This window comes from Pseudomonas haemolytica (assembly GCF_009659625.1).
Classification (GTDB): Bacteria; Pseudomonadota; Gammaproteobacteria; order Pseudomonadales; family Pseudomonadaceae; genus Aquipseudomonas; species Aquipseudomonas haemolytica.
The window spans coordinates 264,652-281,239 of the sequence record NZ_VOIW01000001.1 but is presented as its reverse complement, the minus strand read 5'-3'; the positions used below and the strand labels follow the sequence as shown (position 1 = coordinate 281,239).

General features: G+C 57.8%; 15 protein-coding genes and 1 other RNA gene. 13 read left to right on the top strand and 3 right to left on the bottom strand.

Annotated elements, in window-relative coordinates:
• Positions 1 to 55: 55 nt before the first annotated feature.
• Both rnpB and rsmI read right to left on the bottom strand, forming a co-directional pair.
• Positions 56 to 409: RNase P RNA component class A (rnpB, locus tag FRT59_RS01385), an RNA gene on the bottom strand.
• 95 nt (positions 410 to 504) lie between these two features.
• Positions 505 to 1,410, bottom strand: coding sequence for a 16S rRNA (cytidine(1402)-2'-O)-methyltransferase (gene rsmI / locus FRT59_RS01380; protein WP_152612317.1), 906 nt, complete (start codon positions 1,408 to 1,410; stop codon positions 505 to 507).
• A 175-nt stretch (positions 1,411 to 1,585) separates the two neighbouring features.
• Between rsmI and FRT59_RS01375 the strand changes: the two genes are divergently transcribed.
• The 4 genes from FRT59_RS01375 to FRT59_RS01360 all read left to right on the top strand — a co-directional run bounded on the left by FRT59_RS01375 (position 1,586) and on the right by FRT59_RS01360 (position 5,035).
• Positions 1,586 to 3,397 carry a penicillin-binding protein activator gene (locus tag FRT59_RS01375; RefSeq protein ID WP_034118165.1) on the top strand — a complete coding sequence of 604 codons (1,812 nt, stop codon included), beginning with the start codon at positions 1,586 to 1,588 and terminating at the stop codon, positions 3,395 to 3,397.
• The gene (locus FRT59_RS01370; RefSeq protein WP_034118164.1) at positions 3,397 to 3,768 is read left to right on the top strand and encodes a YraN family protein; all 372 of its coding nucleotides are present in this window, start codon (positions 3,397 to 3,399) and stop codon (positions 3,766 to 3,768) included. The genes FRT59_RS01375 and FRT59_RS01370 overlap by 1 nt, the downstream gene beginning before the upstream one ends.
• 95 nt (positions 3,769 to 3,863) lie before the next feature.
• Positions 3,864 to 4,457, top strand: coding sequence for a phosphoheptose isomerase (locus FRT59_RS01365; RefSeq protein WP_007904374.1), 594 nt, complete (start codon positions 3,864 to 3,866; stop codon positions 4,455 to 4,457).
• Positions 4,454 to 5,035, top strand: a complete 582-nt coding sequence (locus FRT59_RS01360; RefSeq protein ID WP_034118163.1) for a BON domain-containing protein — start codon at positions 4,454 to 4,456, stop codon at positions 5,033 to 5,035. The genes FRT59_RS01365 and FRT59_RS01360 overlap by 4 nt, the downstream gene beginning before the upstream one ends.
• A 69-nt stretch (positions 5,036 to 5,104) precedes the next feature.
• Here FRT59_RS01360 and FRT59_RS01355 read toward each other — a convergent pair whose 3' ends face one another.
• A complete protein-coding gene (locus FRT59_RS01355) occupies positions 5,105 to 5,878 on the bottom strand; it encodes a YiaD family glycine zipper/OmpA-like lipoprotein (RefSeq protein ID WP_034118162.1) in 774 nt (257 codons plus the stop codon).
• A 590-nt stretch (positions 5,879 to 6,468) separates the two neighbouring features.
• Here FRT59_RS01355 and FRT59_RS01350 point away from each other — a divergent pair.
• The 9 genes from FRT59_RS01350 to FRT59_RS01310 all read left to right on the top strand — a co-directional run bounded on the left by FRT59_RS01350 (position 6,469) and on the right by FRT59_RS01310 (position 16,503).
• Entirely contained in the window at positions 6,469 to 7,875 is a 1,407-nt protein-coding gene (locus FRT59_RS01350) for a pyridoxal phosphate-dependent decarboxylase family protein (RefSeq protein WP_153838872.1), read from the top strand.
• A 46-nt stretch (positions 7,876 to 7,921) separates the two neighbouring features.
• Positions 7,922 to 9,133: an MFS transporter gene (locus FRT59_RS01345; RefSeq protein WP_034118160.1), complete on the top strand. Its 1,212-nt coding sequence runs from the start codon at positions 7,922 to 7,924 to the stop codon at positions 9,131 to 9,133.
• A gap of 191 nt (positions 9,134 to 9,324) precedes the next feature.
• Positions 9,325 to 10,071, top strand: coding sequence for a methyltransferase domain-containing protein (locus tag FRT59_RS01340; protein WP_233094140.1), 747 nt, complete (start codon positions 9,325 to 9,327; stop codon positions 10,069 to 10,071).
• 55 nt (positions 10,072 to 10,126) lie between these two features.
• Complete coding sequence (locus tag FRT59_RS01335) at positions 10,127 to 11,002, top strand: class I SAM-dependent methyltransferase (protein ID WP_052224542.1); 876 nt, start codon at positions 10,127 to 10,129, stop codon at positions 11,000 to 11,002.
• Complete coding sequence (locus tag FRT59_RS01330; RefSeq protein WP_052224541.1) at positions 10,999 to 12,141, top strand: M50 family metallopeptidase; 1,143 nt, start codon at positions 10,999 to 11,001, stop codon at positions 12,139 to 12,141. The genes FRT59_RS01335 and FRT59_RS01330 overlap by 4 nt, the downstream gene beginning before the upstream one ends.
• A 10-nt stretch (positions 12,142 to 12,151) precedes the next feature.
• Positions 12,152 to 12,301, top strand: a complete 150-nt coding sequence (gene tglA / locus FRT59_RS01325; protein WP_153870207.1) for a 3-thiaglutamate biosynthesis pearlin carrier peptide TglA — start codon at positions 12,152 to 12,154, stop codon at positions 12,299 to 12,301.
• 64 nt (positions 12,302 to 12,365) lie between these two features.
• Positions 12,366 to 13,280 (top strand): MbnB/TglH/ChrH family RiPP precursor modification enzyme, encoded by a 915-nt coding sequence (locus FRT59_RS01320; RefSeq protein ID WP_153870206.1) that lies wholly within the window; start codon positions 12,366 to 12,368, stop codon positions 13,278 to 13,280.
• Positions 13,270 to 14,058 (top strand): hypothetical protein, encoded by a 789-nt coding sequence (locus FRT59_RS01315; protein WP_153870205.1) that lies wholly within the window; start codon positions 13,270 to 13,272, stop codon positions 14,056 to 14,058. Before FRT59_RS01320 ends, FRT59_RS01315 begins: the two co-directional genes overlap by 11 nt.
• A 3-nt stretch (positions 14,059 to 14,061) precedes the next feature.
• The gene (locus FRT59_RS01310) at positions 14,062 to 16,503 is read left to right on the top strand and encodes a lantibiotic dehydratase (RefSeq protein ID WP_153870204.1); all 2,442 of its coding nucleotides are present in this window, start codon (positions 14,062 to 14,064) and stop codon (positions 16,501 to 16,503) included.
• The last annotated feature ends 85 nt before the right edge of the window (positions 16,504 to 16,588 follow it).

Sequence of the window (16,588 nt, the reverse complement as noted above, 5' to 3'; positions counted from 1 at the left end):
GGATTCTTGCGTTGCTACCGGGTTTGCGCACGGGATTCGAACGCAAGGAAAAAAGGTGGAGAGTCGATCTGTAAGCCGGGTTCTGTCTTGAACAGTCATTCGTCTACGATGGCCATCACTGGACATCTTTAGCAACCTACCCGGTCCCAGCGCGGGCCACGCCTTGGGACCCTATTTGGTCTTGCTCCAAGTGGGGTTTACCTAGCCACGAACTGTTGCCAGTCGTGCGGTGCGCTCTTACCGCACCTTTTCACCCTTACCGGCACCGAAGTGCTTAGGCGGTTATTTTCTGTGGCACTTTCCGTAGGCTCACGCCTCCCAGGCATTACCTGGCACTTCGCCCTATGGAGCCCGGACTTTCCTCCCCCCCCTAATTTTCATAGAGGGCAGCGACTGTCCAATCGACTCTCCGCCGCGCAGGTTAACGGCACGGCGGTCTCAGGACAAGTATTAAAGTGCAGCAGTGCCATCACGTTCAGACGGAATACAGGTTTACCCCTGGAACTATTCGGCTTTCTGTTTATCCAGCGCTACCTGATACAACACATTTTTGCGCACCCCGGTAATTTCCGCCGCCAGGGCGGCAGCGCGCTTGAGTGGCATTTCCTTGAGCAGCAAATCAAGGATGCGCATGGCCTCGCTCCCCACGGCGTCTTCATTCTCCGGCGCGGTCCAGCCCGCCACCAGCACCACACACTCGCCCCGCTGTTGATTGCTGTCGCCCTCGACAAACGCGCGCAGCTCTTCCAGCGGCAAGCCCTTGAGGGTCTCGAAGGTCTTGGTCAGCTCACGGGCCAACAACGCCAGACGCTCGCCGCCAAACACCAGCTCCATATCTTGCAGGCATTCCAGGATACGGTGCGGGGCTTCGTAGAAGATCAGGGTGCGCGGCTCTTCTTTTAGCGCTTGCAGGCGTGCACGACGCCCTACCGCCTTGGCCGGAAGGAAACCCTCGAAGATAAAGCGATCCGACGGCAAGCCGGCGGCAGATAATGCAGCGATCAGCGCGCACGCCCCCGGAACAGGCACTACATTGATACCAGCGGCGCGCGCCTGGCGGACCAAGTGGTACCCCGGGTCGGAAATCAGGGGCGTACCCGCATCGGAGATCAACGCCACGTCATCGCCGGCCAGCAGGCGCGTGATAAAACGGCTGCCCTCTTCACGTTCGTTGTGCTCGTGGCATGCCGCTAATGGCGTGCTGATTCCAAAATGTTGCATCAACCGCTGGGAGTGCCGCGTGTCTTCTGCCGCGATCAATTTAACCTCGCGCAACACTTTCAGCGCACGCGCACTGATGTCGTCCAGGTTGCCAATGGGCGTCGCCACGACAAAAAGCGAGCCTGCAGTGGAATTCAATGGACCTGGAGCAGTCAAAACGCACACCTCGATGGTTGGCAAAAGCCACATTGTAGCGCGTAGATGCCTTGAAAATATGCCATCACGGTAGATGCCGTTTCAGCCACCGTTAGTTAACCGCAACATTTGCACGACCTAAATCCACGGTTTCACGCCACTAACATCGCGCCTGGGCCAGTGCTTGGGTACAATTCCACGCTAATTTGATCGGTATCAGGACACTTACATGATCGCTTGCCTGCGGCTGCTCTCCGCCCTCTGCCTCGCTGCCTTGCTGGCCGCTTGCGCCAGCTCGCCCTCGTCCAGCCTTGGCGACCTTCCACGGACTCCGGATGCCAGTATCGAGCAACTGCTCGAACAGGCAACGAACGCCAAGACGCCAGAAAAGGCCGCGATGCTGCGCCTGAGTGCGGCTGACCTGGCCTACCAGCAGAATAATCCCGGCCGCTCGTCGCAGATTCTTGCGCAGGTGCCCCTGGATGTCCTGAAGCCGGCCGCGCAAGTATTTGCCAGCACCCTGGCCGCCGAACTGGCGATGACGCGCAACCAGCCCAAGGCGGCATTGGCGGCGTTGAACCACCCCAGCCTGCAGAGCCTGAAGGAACTGCCGGCAGACCAGCAGATCCGCACCAGCACCGTGCATGCCCGCGCCTATGAAGCCGACGGCCAGACCCTCGCCGCCGCTCGCGAGCGTGTAGCCATCGCGCCGCTGCTCACCGGCGATGCCGCCGCAAGCAACCACGAAGCCATCTGGGTATTGATTGCCGCGCTGCCAGCCGAACAACTGCAAGCGACGGGCAACCCGACACTGGACGGCTGGATTACCCTGGCCCAAGCGGTCAAGGGTGCTGGCACCCTGGAGCAACAACAAGCCGCCATCGATACCTGGCGCGCGCAGAACCCGGGCCACCCGGCGGCAGTGCAACTGCCAACGCCGCTGACCAAGCTCAAGGAACTGGCCAGCCAGCCCCTGAACAAGATTGCCGTGCTGCTTCCACAGGAAGGCCCGCTGGCTTCGGTCGGCAAGGCGCTGCGTGAAGGGTTCATGGCGGCTCACTACCAGGCTGAACAAGCCGGGCAGAAGGCGCCGGTCATTGAGTTCTACGACAGCTCGCGCCTGACCTCCATCGACGATTTCTACGCCAAGGCCCAGGCCGCTGGCGTGCAATTGGTGGTTGGCCCGCTGGAAAAACCACTGGTCAAACAACTCAGCGCACGCCCGCAATTGCCGATCACCACCCTGGCGCTGAACTACAGCGAGACCGATCAAGGCCCGGCGCAGTTGTTCCAGTTCGGCCTGGCCGCTGAAGACGAAGCCCGTGAAGTATCGCGCCGTGCCCGTGCCGATGGCCTGCATCGCGCCGCCGCCATGGTGCCCCGTGGCGAATGGGGTGAGCGCGTCTACAAAGCCTTCCGCCAGGATTGGGAAGCCAATGGCGGCACCGTCATGGGCGTCGAGTACGTGGATCAGCCCGTGGCACTGGCCCAGCAGATCGCCGATCTGTTCCAACTGCGTAAAAGCGAAGGCCGCGCCAAGAGCCTGCAAAGCACGGTCGGCACCGACGTTGCCGCACAGCCTTCGCGTCGCCAGGACATCGAGTTCATCTTCCTGGCCGTTACTCCGCAACTGGCCCAACAGATCAAGCCGACCCTGAACTTCCAGTACGCCGGGGATGTGCCGGTCTACGCAACGTCCCACGTGTTCAGTGCCAGCGGTGACAGGAACCAGTACCTGGACATGACTAACGTGATGTTCTGCGAAACCCCTTGGCTGCTCAACACCACTGACCCGCTGCGCAACCAGGTAGCCACGCAATGGCCGCAGGCCAATGGCAGCCTGGGTCGCCTGTACGCCATGGGTGTCGATGCCTACCGCCTGGCGCCACGCCTGGGCCAACTCAAGGCGTTGCCGGACACCCGTGTCGACGGTCTCTCGGGCAACCTGGGCATCAGCGCCAACCAGCGCGTTGATCGTCAGATGCCATGGGCGAAATTCGTCGGCGGCGAGATCCAGCGCCTGCCCGATACCCCGCGCTGATGCCCGAGCGCTCCAGCGCACAAAGCGGCAAGGATGCCGAACTTCAAGCGCTGAAATACCTGCAACAACAGGGTCTGCGCCTTCTGGCGCAGAACTGGTTGTGCAAACGCGGCGAGCTTGATCTGGTCATGCTTGACGGCGATACAGTAGTATTCGTCGAAGTCCGCTACAGAAAACACGCACAATGGGGTGGCGCGCTCGCCAGTATTGACGGGCGCAAGCGTCAGAAACTGATACTCGCTGCGCAGTTTTTCCTGCAAAAAGAGCATCGCTGGGCTGACAGCCCCTGCCGTTTCGATGTGGTTGCCATAGAAAGCACACCGTCGGGTCCTGCTGATCTGAACTGGCTCAAAGATGCCTTCGACAGCTGAAGCTCCCGGCACCTTCACCACACACACTTTTGCTCTTTGCTTTGCGGGCTGCACATTACCTGTGCCAAACAGCCGCGCTACTTAAGGTCACACAGATGGACATGCAATCCCGAATTCGCCAGCTTTTCCAGGCCAGCATCGACACCAAGCAACAGGCGATGGACGTACTTGCACCGCACATCGAGCAAGCCAGCCAGGTCATGGTCAACGCGTTACTCAACGAAGGCAAAATGCTTTCCTGCGGCAACGGTGGTTCGGCCGGCGATGCCCAGCATTTTTCTTCCGAGCTGCTCAACCGCTTCGAGCGTGAGCGCCCCAGCCTGCCGGCCATTGCCTTGACCACTGATTCGTCGACGATCACCTCGATCGCCAACGACTACAGCTACAACGAAATCTTCTCCAAGCAGATCCGCGCCCTCGGCCAACCAGGCGACGTGTTGCTGGCGATTTCCACCAGTGGCAACTCGGCGAATATTATTCAAGCGATCCAGGCCGCACATGATCGCGAAATGATTGTCGTAGCCTTGACCGGCCGCGACGGCGGCGGCATGGCTTCGCTGCTGCTGCCGGAGGACGTGGAGATTCGCGTCCCGGCCAATGTCACTGCACGCATTCAGGAAGTCCACCTGCTGGCGATCCACTGCCTGTGCGATCTGATCGACAGCCAACTGTTCGGGAGTGAAGAATGACCGTTAACCGCCTCAGCCTTATGGCTATTACGCTGTGCCTTGCCATCAGCGGCTGCAGCTCGGCAATCACCGCTACACGGGACACCCCCATCCAGGACGACCGGGGCACGCGCACTTTCGGCAGCACCATCGATGACTCGCTGATCGAAACCAAGGTCAAGGTCAACGTCGCCAAGGCTGCTACAGACCTGGGCAACGGCGCCTCACGCATCGTGGTGACCAGCTTCAACGGCATCGTCCTGCTGGCAGGGCAAACACCCCGCGCCGACCTCAAGGCCCAGGCAGAACAAGCTGCCTCGACCGTGCAACGGGTCAAGAAGGTCCACAACGAATTGCAGGTCATGGACCCGATCACCCTGCTGGCCATCAGCAACGATGCCTTGCTGACCACCAAGATCAAGGCGCAGATGCTCACCGACAGTGCGGTCCCTGGCTCGCGGATCAAGATCGTCACCGATAACGGCATCGTCTACATGATGGGCCTGCTGACCCAGGCGGAAGCGACCCGCGCGGCCAACCTGGTACAGGGCGTGTCCGGTGTGCAGAAGATTGTGAAGGTGTTCGAATACATCGATTGATGTAGATCGGCAGCCATAAAAAAGGGCGCCGTGCATTGACTGCACGGCGCCCTTTTTAGTGGCCAGCGTTTATTGGTACTGCTGGTACGGGTTGCCCTGGAACTGGTTGTTCTGCTGTGGCGCTTGTTGCTGCTGGCCAGGCTGGCCGTATTGCTGGCCAGGGATCGGGCCAAGATTGACCTCGACACGACGGTTCTGGGCACGGCCATTCACGTCAGCGTTGCTGGCAATCGGGTTATCCGGGCCGGCACCGCGTGCGCTCAGGTTGGCAGCGCTGACGCCCTGGGAGGTCAGGTAGTTGGCCACGCTCTGCGCACGGCGTTGGGACAGGTCCATGTTCAACTGGCGGCTGCCGGTGCTGTCGGTATAGCCGACGATCTGGATGGTGTTCTGGTTGAACTGCTTGAGGGAGTTGGCCAGGTTGTTCAGCGGCTGGTAGAAGCTGCTGGAGATCGCGTCCGAGTTGGTGGCGAAGGTGATATTGCCCGGCATGATCAGCTTGATCTGGTCACCCTGGCGCTGCACTTCCACGCCGGTGTTGGCCATGCTTTCGCGCAGTTTTTTCTCTTGCTGGTCGGCGTAGTAGCCATAACCAGCCGCGCCAGCACCCGCAACGACTGCGCCAATCAGCGCGCCCTTGCCACGGTTGTTATGGTCGATGGCCGCACCGGCCAATGCGCCAGCCAGCGCACCGAGGCCGCCGTACTTGGCGGTCTTGCTCATACCGCTTTCGGAACCATTGCTGGCCTGTCCCTGGCTGCCGTCATAAGGATTAGGTGAAGCGCAGCCAGACAACAGGGCTACGGCGGTAGCGACAACAAGCAGACGACGCGGAGTAAACATGAAGGGAGCTCCTACTTTTGCATTCTGTGATGCAGAGGACATTGGCAATGGACCTGTGCCGAGTTTGGAACGCGACCAGCGGTAAAAATTCCGTGAGTGGCGCCTATGCTGTAACAAAAGGTTCAGCCACTTTCATCGTTACAGAAACCGTAGCAGACGCAGGCTGAATACGACCTGAGTTTTTGCTGCAACGCCTGTCAGACACAACAGCGCTGCCAGCCGGACAATTCCATGCTCGTTCGCCACCTCGCCCAGAAATTGATCGGGCCTGGATATGTTTAAGAACTGCTAATGTTCAGTTCATAAACTTTGGATCCATTATTTCGCGTCATTCCCGCCTCGAATCCGGCTCTTCAATTGACCGGTTGCCCACCTGTTTACTTATGTTTTTATTCATTAAATTCATAGTGTTAGGTTTTCCACTGCAGAAACACATACACCCCTCTATCGTGATATTTGCGTCTCTCCACCCCCGTAGCTGCCAACTTGAGTTCTTTAACGGATCTGCTATAGATGTCGAACTTCCTAAAGACGTATGGAAATGTCGACGATCCACAGTGATCGTTTTATTAAGGTAAAGGAGTACTGGGATGCTGGGGTTCCCCCGTGACGAATCTGCTTTGCCTGAACTGATGGCTGAGGTCTGTCGTATTTCGCTGGATTTTCTGGCAGACGCTCGTAATGCCGATGTGGTCAATACTCAGCCTCACCACCGCACGATTCAGTCCGCGATGCCTGAGCAGGGGATTGGCGGGTTAGCCGCTCTGGCAACGTATTGGGAAAACTACGGCGAATCCCACACTCGCAGTACAGGCCCGCGATACTTTGGTTTTGTCACCGGCGGTACTACGCCCGCAGCGTTGGCTGGTGATTGGCTGGTTTCCGTGCTGGATCAGAACGTTGCGACTGAACGCCATTCTGTAGCAGCGTTCATCGAAGCCCAGACCCTCAGTTTTCTGGCAGATTTACTCAGGCTCCCATCAGGTGCTTTCCACGGCGTACTGACAACAGGCGCCACCGCAGCGAATCTCGTCGGCCTGGCCACCGCCCGTGAATGGTGTGGTGAACAGAACAACGTCAGCATCGCCCGGGACGGTCTTCAGGCCGCGCCTCCCGTAATGGTTTTCTGCGCCTCGCCCCACTCAAGCATTGTCAAAGACCTGGGGCTTCTCGGTATAGGTCAGCGTAACTTTATCAATGTAACTTGCCTGCCTGATCGCGAAGTGTTTGATCTACAGGCGCTGGAACAGGCGCTTGGCACTTGCCCATCGACCTGTCGAATCGTGGTGGCCAGTGCAGGCACCGTTAACAGTGGCGATTTTGATGATCTGGTTTCGCTGGCCGCGTTATGCAAAAAATACGCTGCATGGTTGCATGTCGATGCAGCGTTCGGTGCCTTCGCGAGGTGCTCGAGTCAGTATGCGCATCTGGTAGAAGGCTTGGAGCTTGCGGACTCTATTACAGCCGACGCGCATAAATGGCTCAACGTTCCATATGACTGCGGCATCGCATTTACCCGCCATGTCACTCTTCATGAGCGAGCATTTTCAGCTGATGCGCCCTACGTTCCGATGGAAGGGCAATTACCGGCTTTCATGAACCGTGGTGTCGAACAGTCTCGACGCTATCGGGCGCTGCCGTTATGGATGACGTTGATAGCCTATGGCAAGGCTGGATACAGGGAACTGATAGAACGCCACTGTGGTTATGCCCAGCGTATCGCCGCATGGATTAATGAAAGTCCCAGCTTTCAACTTTTATGTGAAGTCAGGTTGAATCTCCTGGTCTTTCGTTACTTCAAAGACGCTTGCTCTCCCACTGCCTTGGCGGAACTCAATAAACAGGTGCTGAGTAACCTCAACAGCAGTGGCGAATTGTATATCACCCCGACGACATACAAAGGTGAATACGCGTTGCGTTTATCCATCAGTAATTGGATGACCCAAGTGGAAGATATTGATCGGGTAACCGCCGCGTTAAAACGCGCAGCTGATTAATTCCTCTACCGACTCATCACTTTCGATTCCACAAGGAAAGAAGCCCATGTCTTCACAAACGTCCGCGAGCCACGCTACTGGCAACGGGCTGTTCGGCCTGTTTTGCCTGGGCAGCTATTTACTATCCCTGTCTTACGGCACTACGTTCCTATTGGCAATGAAGCTCAGGGAAAGCGGCGGCAGCGAGTCCGACGCCGGTACGATCATCTCGGTTGCGATGCTCAGTACGTTCCTGGCAGTCATATTCTCAGGCCACTTGACCGATCTGATCGGCGCTCCCAGAGCCATCGCAGCGGGTGCTGTGTTACTGGCAGCGGCTTGCCTGGGCTTCGCAACCGTGCCTGCTTTCGGCGTGGCACTGCTGGCCAGCGGCTTGATCCTGGGGTTCGGATGGGGCGTGTTCTATACCCTTGGACCGATCATCGTGGCGATGATCATAGAACCTGCCCGGCGCGTGAAGTATTTTGCCTTGCTGTCGGGCAGCATGATGAGTGGCATAGGCACGGGGCCTTTGGTCGGGCGAGCCTCCGAGGCGCTGGGCTATTCCGTGGAGTCGGCGTTTGTAGTGGCCGCGATCGCCAGCCTGGCAGGGGGATTGGTGTTTTTCCTGCTCGGGCCGAACATCAAGCAGCAACAAGCGCGCCTTGGGCCGGTGACCGTTTGCAAGATCAGCGCCCGGGCAGCGCAGGCAGTGCTGAGTTCCAAGGCGGTATTTGCCATCATCATGGTAGGCCTCGGCGGCGCGATCTTCGGCGGACTCTCGAGTTTCCAGACCTCCTATGCCGCGCTTAACCATCTCGATTACTCGCTGTTCTTCCTGGGCTTCATGAGCGCAGCGATCTCCTGTCGCCTGCTGGTCGCAGGCTATATCGTCAAACGTGATCCCTACCTGATGTCCAGCCTGTTGAGTGCGCTGATGGTGGTTTCGGTGTTGATGTTCACTTTCTTCGTACACTCCTCAGCAGCGTATTTGCTAGCCGCCGTTGTGCTCGGGGTAGGTTATGGCCTGACTTACTCCGTGATAAACGGACTGGCAGCCAATGAAGCACCCGCCGGCCAGACCGCTCAATCATTGGTGTTATTCAGTCTCTCCTACTTTGTCGGTGTGTTCGGGTTTCCGTTGTTGGCCGGTAAAGTCATCGTCAACCATGGCATGTCGACGTTGCTCTATATCATTCTGGTTGTCGCCCTGTGCAACTGGTCGATCACATTGGCGCGTCTTGTATGGCGACGAACAATGGTCGGCGCGACGGCGTAAATGCGTTATTACACTCAACGCTGACTAACTATCGCCGCACCTCGAAGACGGGGCCGGCAATCAACCTGGCAACAAGAACTCTCTCGGGCAGCCGGGACAATAAAAACAAACGCTAACGTGTCGAGTGCGATTCACATCGCGCTCGCCACAGTGACGCACCTCAACGTTCTCCAGCATGGATGTGAATGAACATGTCTACCTTGATGACCTCGCCTGCTCTTCCCTATGAAACCGTCGGTGACGGTGTCGAGTCGCGCAATGCGGCCTGGAGTTTCGGTGGCACAACGCCGCAGCACTTTGACTCGCATGTATCAAAGTCCGTACCCCGATATAAAGATGGGCATGAAATCGTTTTGTCACTCAGCGACTTTTTTGTAAAGAGCGACAGTACCTGTTATGAACTGGGCAGTTCTACCGGCACCCTGACTCGTCAACTTGCATTACGCCACTGCGCCTCGACAAAGTGGGTAGGCATCGATGTGGAAGATGCGATGACGTGCCAGGCGAACACACTGTTGAGCGCGGCACCGCAGCCCAATGTCAGCTTTGTAACTGATGACATACTGACGTTCGATTATCAAAAAAGCGATTTGATCGTGGCTTATTACACGGTGCAATTCGTGCACCCGCGCATCCGCCAGGCCCTGTTTGATCGAATATACGAAGCATTGAATTGGGGAGGCGCGTTCATCATGTTCGAGAAAGTCCGCGGGCCGGATGCGCGCTTTCAGGACATTCTCAGTAGTCTCTACGTGGACTACAAACGCGACCAAGGTTATAGCGCCGATGAAATACTGGCGAAGACCAGAAGCCTCAAAGGTGTCCTTGAACCCTTCTCCACCGCCGGAAATATCGACCTGTTAAGCCGTGCAGGCTTTAAGGATATAACCACGGTATTCAAATACATCTGCTTTGAAGGTTTTTTCTGCATCAAGTGACCAGGATGTCATCGTGAGCACACCTATAGAACAAAAATACTTACAACGCTTGCAAATGCCTGACACTTTTCGCGCGCACAAGATGGACTGCGAACTGTGCAACTCCAAACAACACTGGGTGCTATTGCACAGCGTTCATGGGCCGGGCGAGCAGGCGGTAGACTTGCCTGTACTGGGTTGCCAGGAATGCGGGCATATTTTTCAGCAATACCGCTTCGAGGAAGCCTTCTATAACGCTTACTACGACAAGTTTTACCGCCTGAGCCTGTTCGGCAATTCAGAACCGGAGCGCGCGTTTTTTCTTGACCAGGTACGCCGCGGAGAACACCTGTATCGGTACCTCAAAGAGCTACTTCCCGCCACAGGCAAAATGCTCGACGTCGGTTGTTCCGCGGGCGGGTTGATGATCCCGTTTGCCAAACATGGCTGGGCGGTCAGAGGCAATGATCCCGACCGTGCCTATGTGGAATACGGCAAGAGGATCGGCCTGGACATCGACCTGGTGGGCGCTGAGCACATGAGCCCCACTGGCGAATACAACCTGATCATCATCAATGGGTCACTGGAACATGTCCATGACGTCAATCAGGTCATGCAATTGTGCCGGCAGGCCAGTGCGGACGATGGGTTGTTGTTGATTGAGGGCCGCGCCCTGGGCTACGGCCTCGAACAGGGCTTCCTGACCCATAACCATCGACGCTACCTCAGCGCCAGCAGCATCGAACACCTGATGTGTAAACATGGCTGGGAACCGATCCGCACCACCCATGAACCCGTCTGCGGCCCAACCCGCCCTGGGGCGGTTTTTGTGCTGGGCCGCGCCAGTCATCAGCGCACGGACGAGCGCCTGGCCGACGTCAAGGCTCAAGGCCGCAAAGCGCTGGTGGAAACCTATAGGCCGCGCCTGCACGCGTGGTGGGCTCAGCCATGAGCAGCTCAGCCTATGCGACCAGGAAGCTTGCAGCGCCAGCCCATGCCTGTTTCAGAAATGACCTGATCGTGACACCGCCGGCAGCCGATAGCGCCGTGCAACGTTACCAACTCTATGACCCGTCTTCGGACCTCGGTTTTGAACTGGGCAAGGCCGAGTACTCCCTCGCGTTGCTATTCGATGGCCACAGCAGCCACTCCGACATCATGGCCTCAGCCCTTGCCCGTCACCGAATGAAGATCAGTCCCGAGAAGCTGGTGCAATTCGAGCGCAAGTTGCTCAACCTGAAACTGCTGAGCAGCGAGCACACGGCTCATAAAAGTAACTTGCGCGACCCGGCCACGGGTATCACCTATGGCCCGCTGAAAGAACACTTGTTGATCAACCTTGTGAAGACCAACCCGCAGCCGTTGCTCGATCACCTTTACCGGTGGGCTCCATGGTGTTGTCGCGCGACCTTTAATGTGCCGCTACTGGTGTTGGCGCTGGCGAGTTTCGTTTACCTGGGTATGCACTTTGACGCGTTCATGGCTGACGCTGCCGCGACCTATGTGCACAGCTACCGTTGGTTGATCTGGCACTTCCCCGTCATCATCACGTCCATTGCCCTGCATGAGCTTGGCCATGCCATGGCATGTCGACATTATGGCGTCAAAGTCAACGATTTCGGCATTGGTATCTACTTGCTACTGGCCACAGGCTGGGTACGTCCAGTGCAAAAACAGTGGTCGCAACTTCCCCTGAATCAACGCGTCATCACCATCCTGGCAGGCCCGATGGTCAGCCTGATGTACGCCGGTGCCGGGATCGTCCTGTGGGCGTTGTACCGAGATGCCCAAGGCGTTTTCCCCGCGCTGTTCGTGGTGATGGTCGTAGCGTCGTTCATTTCCCTGATACCGACCCTGCTCCCGATCTTCAATGGCGACACCTACCTGGCAATTATCGAATGCCTGGAGCAGCCACGCTTGCGCCAGCGAGCGTTCAATTATGTGCGGCGCTCGCGCCGCGCAGCGCCGGAGCCGGTCTCCCCACAGCTGCGCAGACTCTACTGGAGCACCTGTGTGTTGACCTGCCTGGGATGGGTCATCGCCTGGTGCTTCACGGCCTTCACTGTGATCCGCCTATTCAACCACCCCTGAGGAAAGTGCCATGACTCAATCTCCAACCACCCCGATCGTCAATAACGACCTGCCCGTCGAAAACGCATCCGTTCCCGCGCCCCAAGCTACCGAAGAGGCGCTGTTCGAGGAGTTCGACCTGGATGACATCGAAGTCATCGAGAGCAAGGTTTTTGCCTGACTGTTCCAAACCTTCCCCGGCATGCAGCCGGGGAAGCCCCTTCTTTCGCCTGACAGGGCAACCCATGACTCAATTCGTTAAGCCCGACCCGATTGGCGTGGGCATTCAGTACAACCCCGAGATCCTTGACTGGTTTCCCTTCGAGGACATTGAAGTCGATGTCCTGGAAATCCTGCTCGATAACATCATGGCGCCCATGGACGGTCCGCAGATCATCAAGCCGGCGGCCAGAGCGATGATGGAGCGGCTGGCCGAGAAGTTCACGTTATTGGCGCACTCCAATTACGGCTGCGACTTTGGTTTCAGCCCTTTGGAGCAAACTGCGGCGGTGCAGCGCCATGTACCCCTGGCGAAGATGTTGAACAGCCCGTGGGTGGCCAATCATTGCTTTTATGGCGATAACTCATGGCTGGATATCTGGAGCAGCCCCCTGCAGTTCTCCAACGCCGAAGTACTGCGCTGTGCCGAACGGGCCAAGGCGTTGCAAATGCACTATGGGATGCCGCTGGCCCATGAAAACGCAGCCTATTATCTGCAATGCCCAGGCGCAGAAATGCGCGAAGCCGAGTTTCTCGCCCGGCTGGTGCAGCAGTCCGGTACGTTTCTGCACCTGGACCTGCACAACATCTACACCAACCACCTGAACCTCAAGGATTTCGACCTGCGTGACTACCTGGATACCTTGCCGCTGGACAAGGTGATCTCGGTGCACCTGGCCGGGGGCAGTTGGCACGAGGGGCTTTATCACGACTGGCATGACACCAGCGTGCCCGAGCCTGTCTGGGACCTGTACGAAGAACTGATGTCACGGGCCCGACCTTCGGCGATCATCCTGGAATATCAAGGGCAGGCCCACCATGCGCTCACCCGGGTAATGGATGCCAATGACGAACACATGATCGTCACCGACGTCCGGCGAGCACAGAAAATCTGGAATCATTACACCCAACCTGCACGGGAGCTGGCGCATGGATGCTGAGCAGGTCTGGAAGCTTTGGCGGCGTCTGCTGCGCGATGAAACCTTGCAGCAACAGTTGTTCCAGGCGCAGGGAGCAACGCAATGGCTGCAACATTTTCCTGAGGATGAACGCACGATTCTGCAAGCCTATGCCGGCCAGTTCGACCGCGTGAAGTGGTTCGTCGAAAACTACCAGTTCCGCCTGGTCAACTCCTTTACCAATGCGCTGGAGACCGGCGCCCCGCTGACCTTGCGCGCGCTGATCAACATCGGATTGGATCTACCCACACTCTCCCGGACGTTTTTGCGCGAACACGACTGGTTCGACTTTGGGCCAAGGGTGTATGGCTATTGCGACGCGGTACTGGAATTCTTACTGGAACGCCAGGAGCTGGCCGATCATCCCGAGATCCGGGACCTGATCGGGCTTGAACGCGAGTGCGTTCATTTATACACCGGGTTGATGGACGTCGCCGTTCCGGTACCTGGTCGTTATCAACGTACCGCCCAGGCCCGCCTTCACCATAGCCGCTTTGCGCTCTCACACTGGCTGCGCGATAAGACCCAACTGGGACGCGGGCCGCTGGAACCGGCCTGTCAGCACATCCTGGTGTATTTACCCAACCCCGAGGCTCGGCACAAATTCACGCTCATCAGCCCGCAGGCGGCACGCCTTTACGCCGACCTGGAACAGCCACGGTTGCTTGAGGATCTGGCATCGCATGCCCCCCACAACGGCGATGATCTTGCAGTGCTTGGCAAGCTGCATCAACTCAACGCAATAAGGATGCCGGCCTGAATCATGCAAAGCTCACATTACTTCTGGCTGCGCTCAACCGGTTTCCCCATTCATCACCTGACCGCGCTCGGAGGGTTTTCCGAGCTGCCTGCCTGCGGAGCCTTTGAACAGTGTTTTCGCGCACTGCAAGCGGTGAAGGCCACCCTGTTTGAAGCGGCCAATGCCCACTCACCCCAAGCCTGCCGCAAGCTGATTCGTAAACTCAACGAAGGCCTCACGCTGCAGATCGCCGACCTGCCGCAAGCCTTGCGCGAGCCTTTGACCGCTGCCGTACACGACTGGAATGGCTTACTGGAACAGACCGCAACACGCACAGAGGCAGACCAGCAATACCAGGCTTACCTGGAACGCACCCGCCAAGGGTTGATCGACTTTCTGGATGACGACGCAGTCGCCGAGGCTCTGTTCATTTCCAACCCGTCCGCATTGACGCGCACGCGTGAGCTGATTCGCGACCGGTACGCCAAAAACGATACGCGCAAGAAACAGAAGCTGCGATTAGGCTGGAGCTATGCCCAGCGTTTCTGCGCCAAAAACGACACCTCAAGCTTTTTCGGCCCCCTGGCCTGGGGCCGATTCGATCCCCAGCAGGCAGAGAACATGCACGTCACTTACGGTGATGCATGGATCAAGGACCGCCATACGTTTTTCGAAAACTGGGCAGTACAACGTCTGGTCGATCAAATCAACCAGCAATGCCCTGCCCTCGACTGCATGCCATTGCAACTCAACACGGGTTGCTACCTGCAAGAACAGACCTTGTTCATGCCGATCGGCAAAAAGCAGCACCTGAGCCCGCCAACCGCGCAGGTATTGGCCTACGTCAACAACCCAGGCGATGGCACGCCGACATTTCGCGGGTTGTTGAACGCCAGTGCGGACACGCCAGCCAGCGCCCTGCGCGACCTGCTGGAAAACTTGGTCAGCAAACGCATCGTGCGTCGTGGCTGGCGAATATCGCCGCGCGAACGTCAGCCGATAGAACAGATGCAACGCTGGCTGGAAGATGCCCGACTACCTGAAGCCTTTCGCCAAACCTGGCAATTGCGCCTGGAGAAGCTGGAAAACGCACGCCGCGACTACGCCATAGGCGACCTTGAGCGCCGCACGGAATGCCTGGATACGCTGAACCAACTGCTCGCTGAAGCCGGTGTCGACCTCAGTCGAGAAACCGGTGCTATGTATGTCGGTCGTTACCCCGTGTACGAAGACTGTTCGAGAAACATGACTATCAGTCTGGGTGGAGGCTTGCTCGCGCAGATAAATGATGACTTGGGGCCACTGATGCGAATCCACCAATGGCTCATCAAAGCCATCGCGCATCAGCTCAACCAGGCGTTCATTGAAGTATGGGAGCAGCGTCAAAATGCCCTGGCGGGCACGCCCGTGGATTTTCTCGACCTGCTCAACTCACTGGCTCCACTATTGCCAGCGATTGAAGCGCGAATTGTCATCGACCTGGAGCAGCGCCTGGACAATGCCTGGGCACAGCAACTGGAGGGCTTCCCGGACAACCTCGATGTGCATCTGCGGGCTGCAGACGTCGAACGCCTGATAAGCCGTCTGGATGCCGAACTGGGCGTCACCGACTTCGAGGTGTTTGGCAGTGACTACCACTCGCCGGACTTTCTGCTTTCCAGTGCATCGGTGGACGCTATCAACCGAGGCGATTACGCCATCATCGTGGGTGAAGTTCACCCGGCGGTGCATACCCTCAGCCAGCCCGTTGCGGCCCCCTTCGGTCCGTTCAATACTCAGGTGAACGAAGAGGTAGAGGCGATCTTTCAGCGTCCGCGGCTGGTTCTGGCTGACTCGCCGGAAAGTTACCAACGGTCCCATATCGACTGGCCACTGCTGCCGTCCTATCAGCAATTGGTACTGCCCACCGGCGGGGGTTGCGTCGCCGCGCATCAACAGTTTGCCGCCGGCCGGGCAAAAGTGACGTACGCCAATGGACGCTTGCAGGTAATCGATGCCCTGGGCCAATTCAGCGAAGATTTGCTCTGCGTCTACCCGACCCCACTGCATCGCCTCGGTTTCGCCCTGGCCGGCAGCGCTGTCGCCAAACACGATCAGCGCCGTATCTGGCTGGGGCGCGCGCTCTACAAACGGGCTTCCTGGTTGTTCTCAAGCGACCAACTGCCGCAACTGAAAACCTCCATCGACGATCTTGACCATACGTTGCAATGGCGCTCCTGGGCAGTAGCCCAGGGGTTGCCGCGCTATGCCTTCATCAAGATTGACTCCGAGCCCAAACCTTTATTTCTCGACTTTGATAACCCGTTGTCGTTAGACGGCATCAGCAATGCCCTGCAGAGCGCCAGCCAGGTGAAGTTCTCGGAAATGCGCCCTTGCCCTGAGGAGCTATGGCTCGCGCAAGCGCGAGGCCGATTTTGTTGTGAAATACGCACAACGTTTTCTACCCATAAGGAGATAAAGCGTTAGGTAAAACGGTGGCATCCGCTGCTAAGCTACGCAAACGCGATTGCCCCCCGGCAGCGGCCAACACCGCAGCCGGTCGCATTTGGAG

Excerpts from the sequence above, each read along its gene's own strand:
- rsmI (WP_152612317.1), bottom strand. The coding sequence starts at position 1,410 with ATGTGGCTTTTGCCAACCATCGAGGTGTGCGTTTTGACTGCTCCAGGT.
- FRT59_RS01375 (WP_034118165.1), top strand. The coding sequence starts at position 1,586 with ATGATCGCTTGCCTGCGGCTGCTCTCCGCCCTCTGCCTCGCTGCCTTG.
- FRT59_RS01370 (WP_034118164.1), top strand. The coding sequence starts at position 3,397 with ATGCCCGAGCGCTCCAGCGCACAAAGCGGCAAGGATGCCGAACTTCAA.
- FRT59_RS01365 (WP_007904374.1), top strand. The coding sequence starts at position 3,864 with ATGGACATGCAATCCCGAATTCGCCAGCTTTTCCAGGCCAGCATCGAC.
- FRT59_RS01360 (WP_034118163.1), top strand. The coding sequence starts at position 4,454 with ATGACCGTTAACCGCCTCAGCCTTATGGCTATTACGCTGTGCCTTGCC.
- FRT59_RS01355 (WP_034118162.1), bottom strand. The coding sequence starts at position 5,878 with ATGTTTACTCCGCGTCGTCTGCTTGTTGTCGCTACCGCCGTAGCCCTG.
- FRT59_RS01350 (WP_153838872.1), top strand. The coding sequence starts at position 6,469 with ATGCTGGGGTTCCCCCGTGACGAATCTGCTTTGCCTGAACTGATGGCT.
- FRT59_RS01345 (WP_034118160.1), top strand. The coding sequence starts at position 7,922 with ATGTCTTCACAAACGTCCGCGAGCCACGCTACTGGCAACGGGCTGTTC.
- FRT59_RS01340 (WP_233094140.1), top strand. The coding sequence starts at position 9,325 with ATGTCTACCTTGATGACCTCGCCTGCTCTTCCCTATGAAACCGTCGGT.
- FRT59_RS01335 (WP_052224542.1), top strand. The coding sequence starts at position 10,127 with ATGCCTGACACTTTTCGCGCGCACAAGATGGACTGCGAACTGTGCAAC.
- FRT59_RS01330 (WP_052224541.1), top strand. The coding sequence starts at position 10,999 with ATGAGCAGCTCAGCCTATGCGACCAGGAAGCTTGCAGCGCCAGCCCAT.
- tglA (WP_153870207.1), top strand. The coding sequence starts at position 12,152 with ATGACTCAATCTCCAACCACCCCGATCGTCAATAACGACCTGCCCGTC.
- FRT59_RS01320 (WP_153870206.1), top strand. The coding sequence starts at position 12,366 with ATGACTCAATTCGTTAAGCCCGACCCGATTGGCGTGGGCATTCAGTAC.
- FRT59_RS01315 (WP_153870205.1), top strand. The coding sequence starts at position 13,270 with ATGGATGCTGAGCAGGTCTGGAAGCTTTGGCGGCGTCTGCTGCGCGAT.
- FRT59_RS01310 (WP_153870204.1), top strand. The coding sequence starts at position 14,062 with ATGCAAAGCTCACATTACTTCTGGCTGCGCTCAACCGGTTTCCCCATT.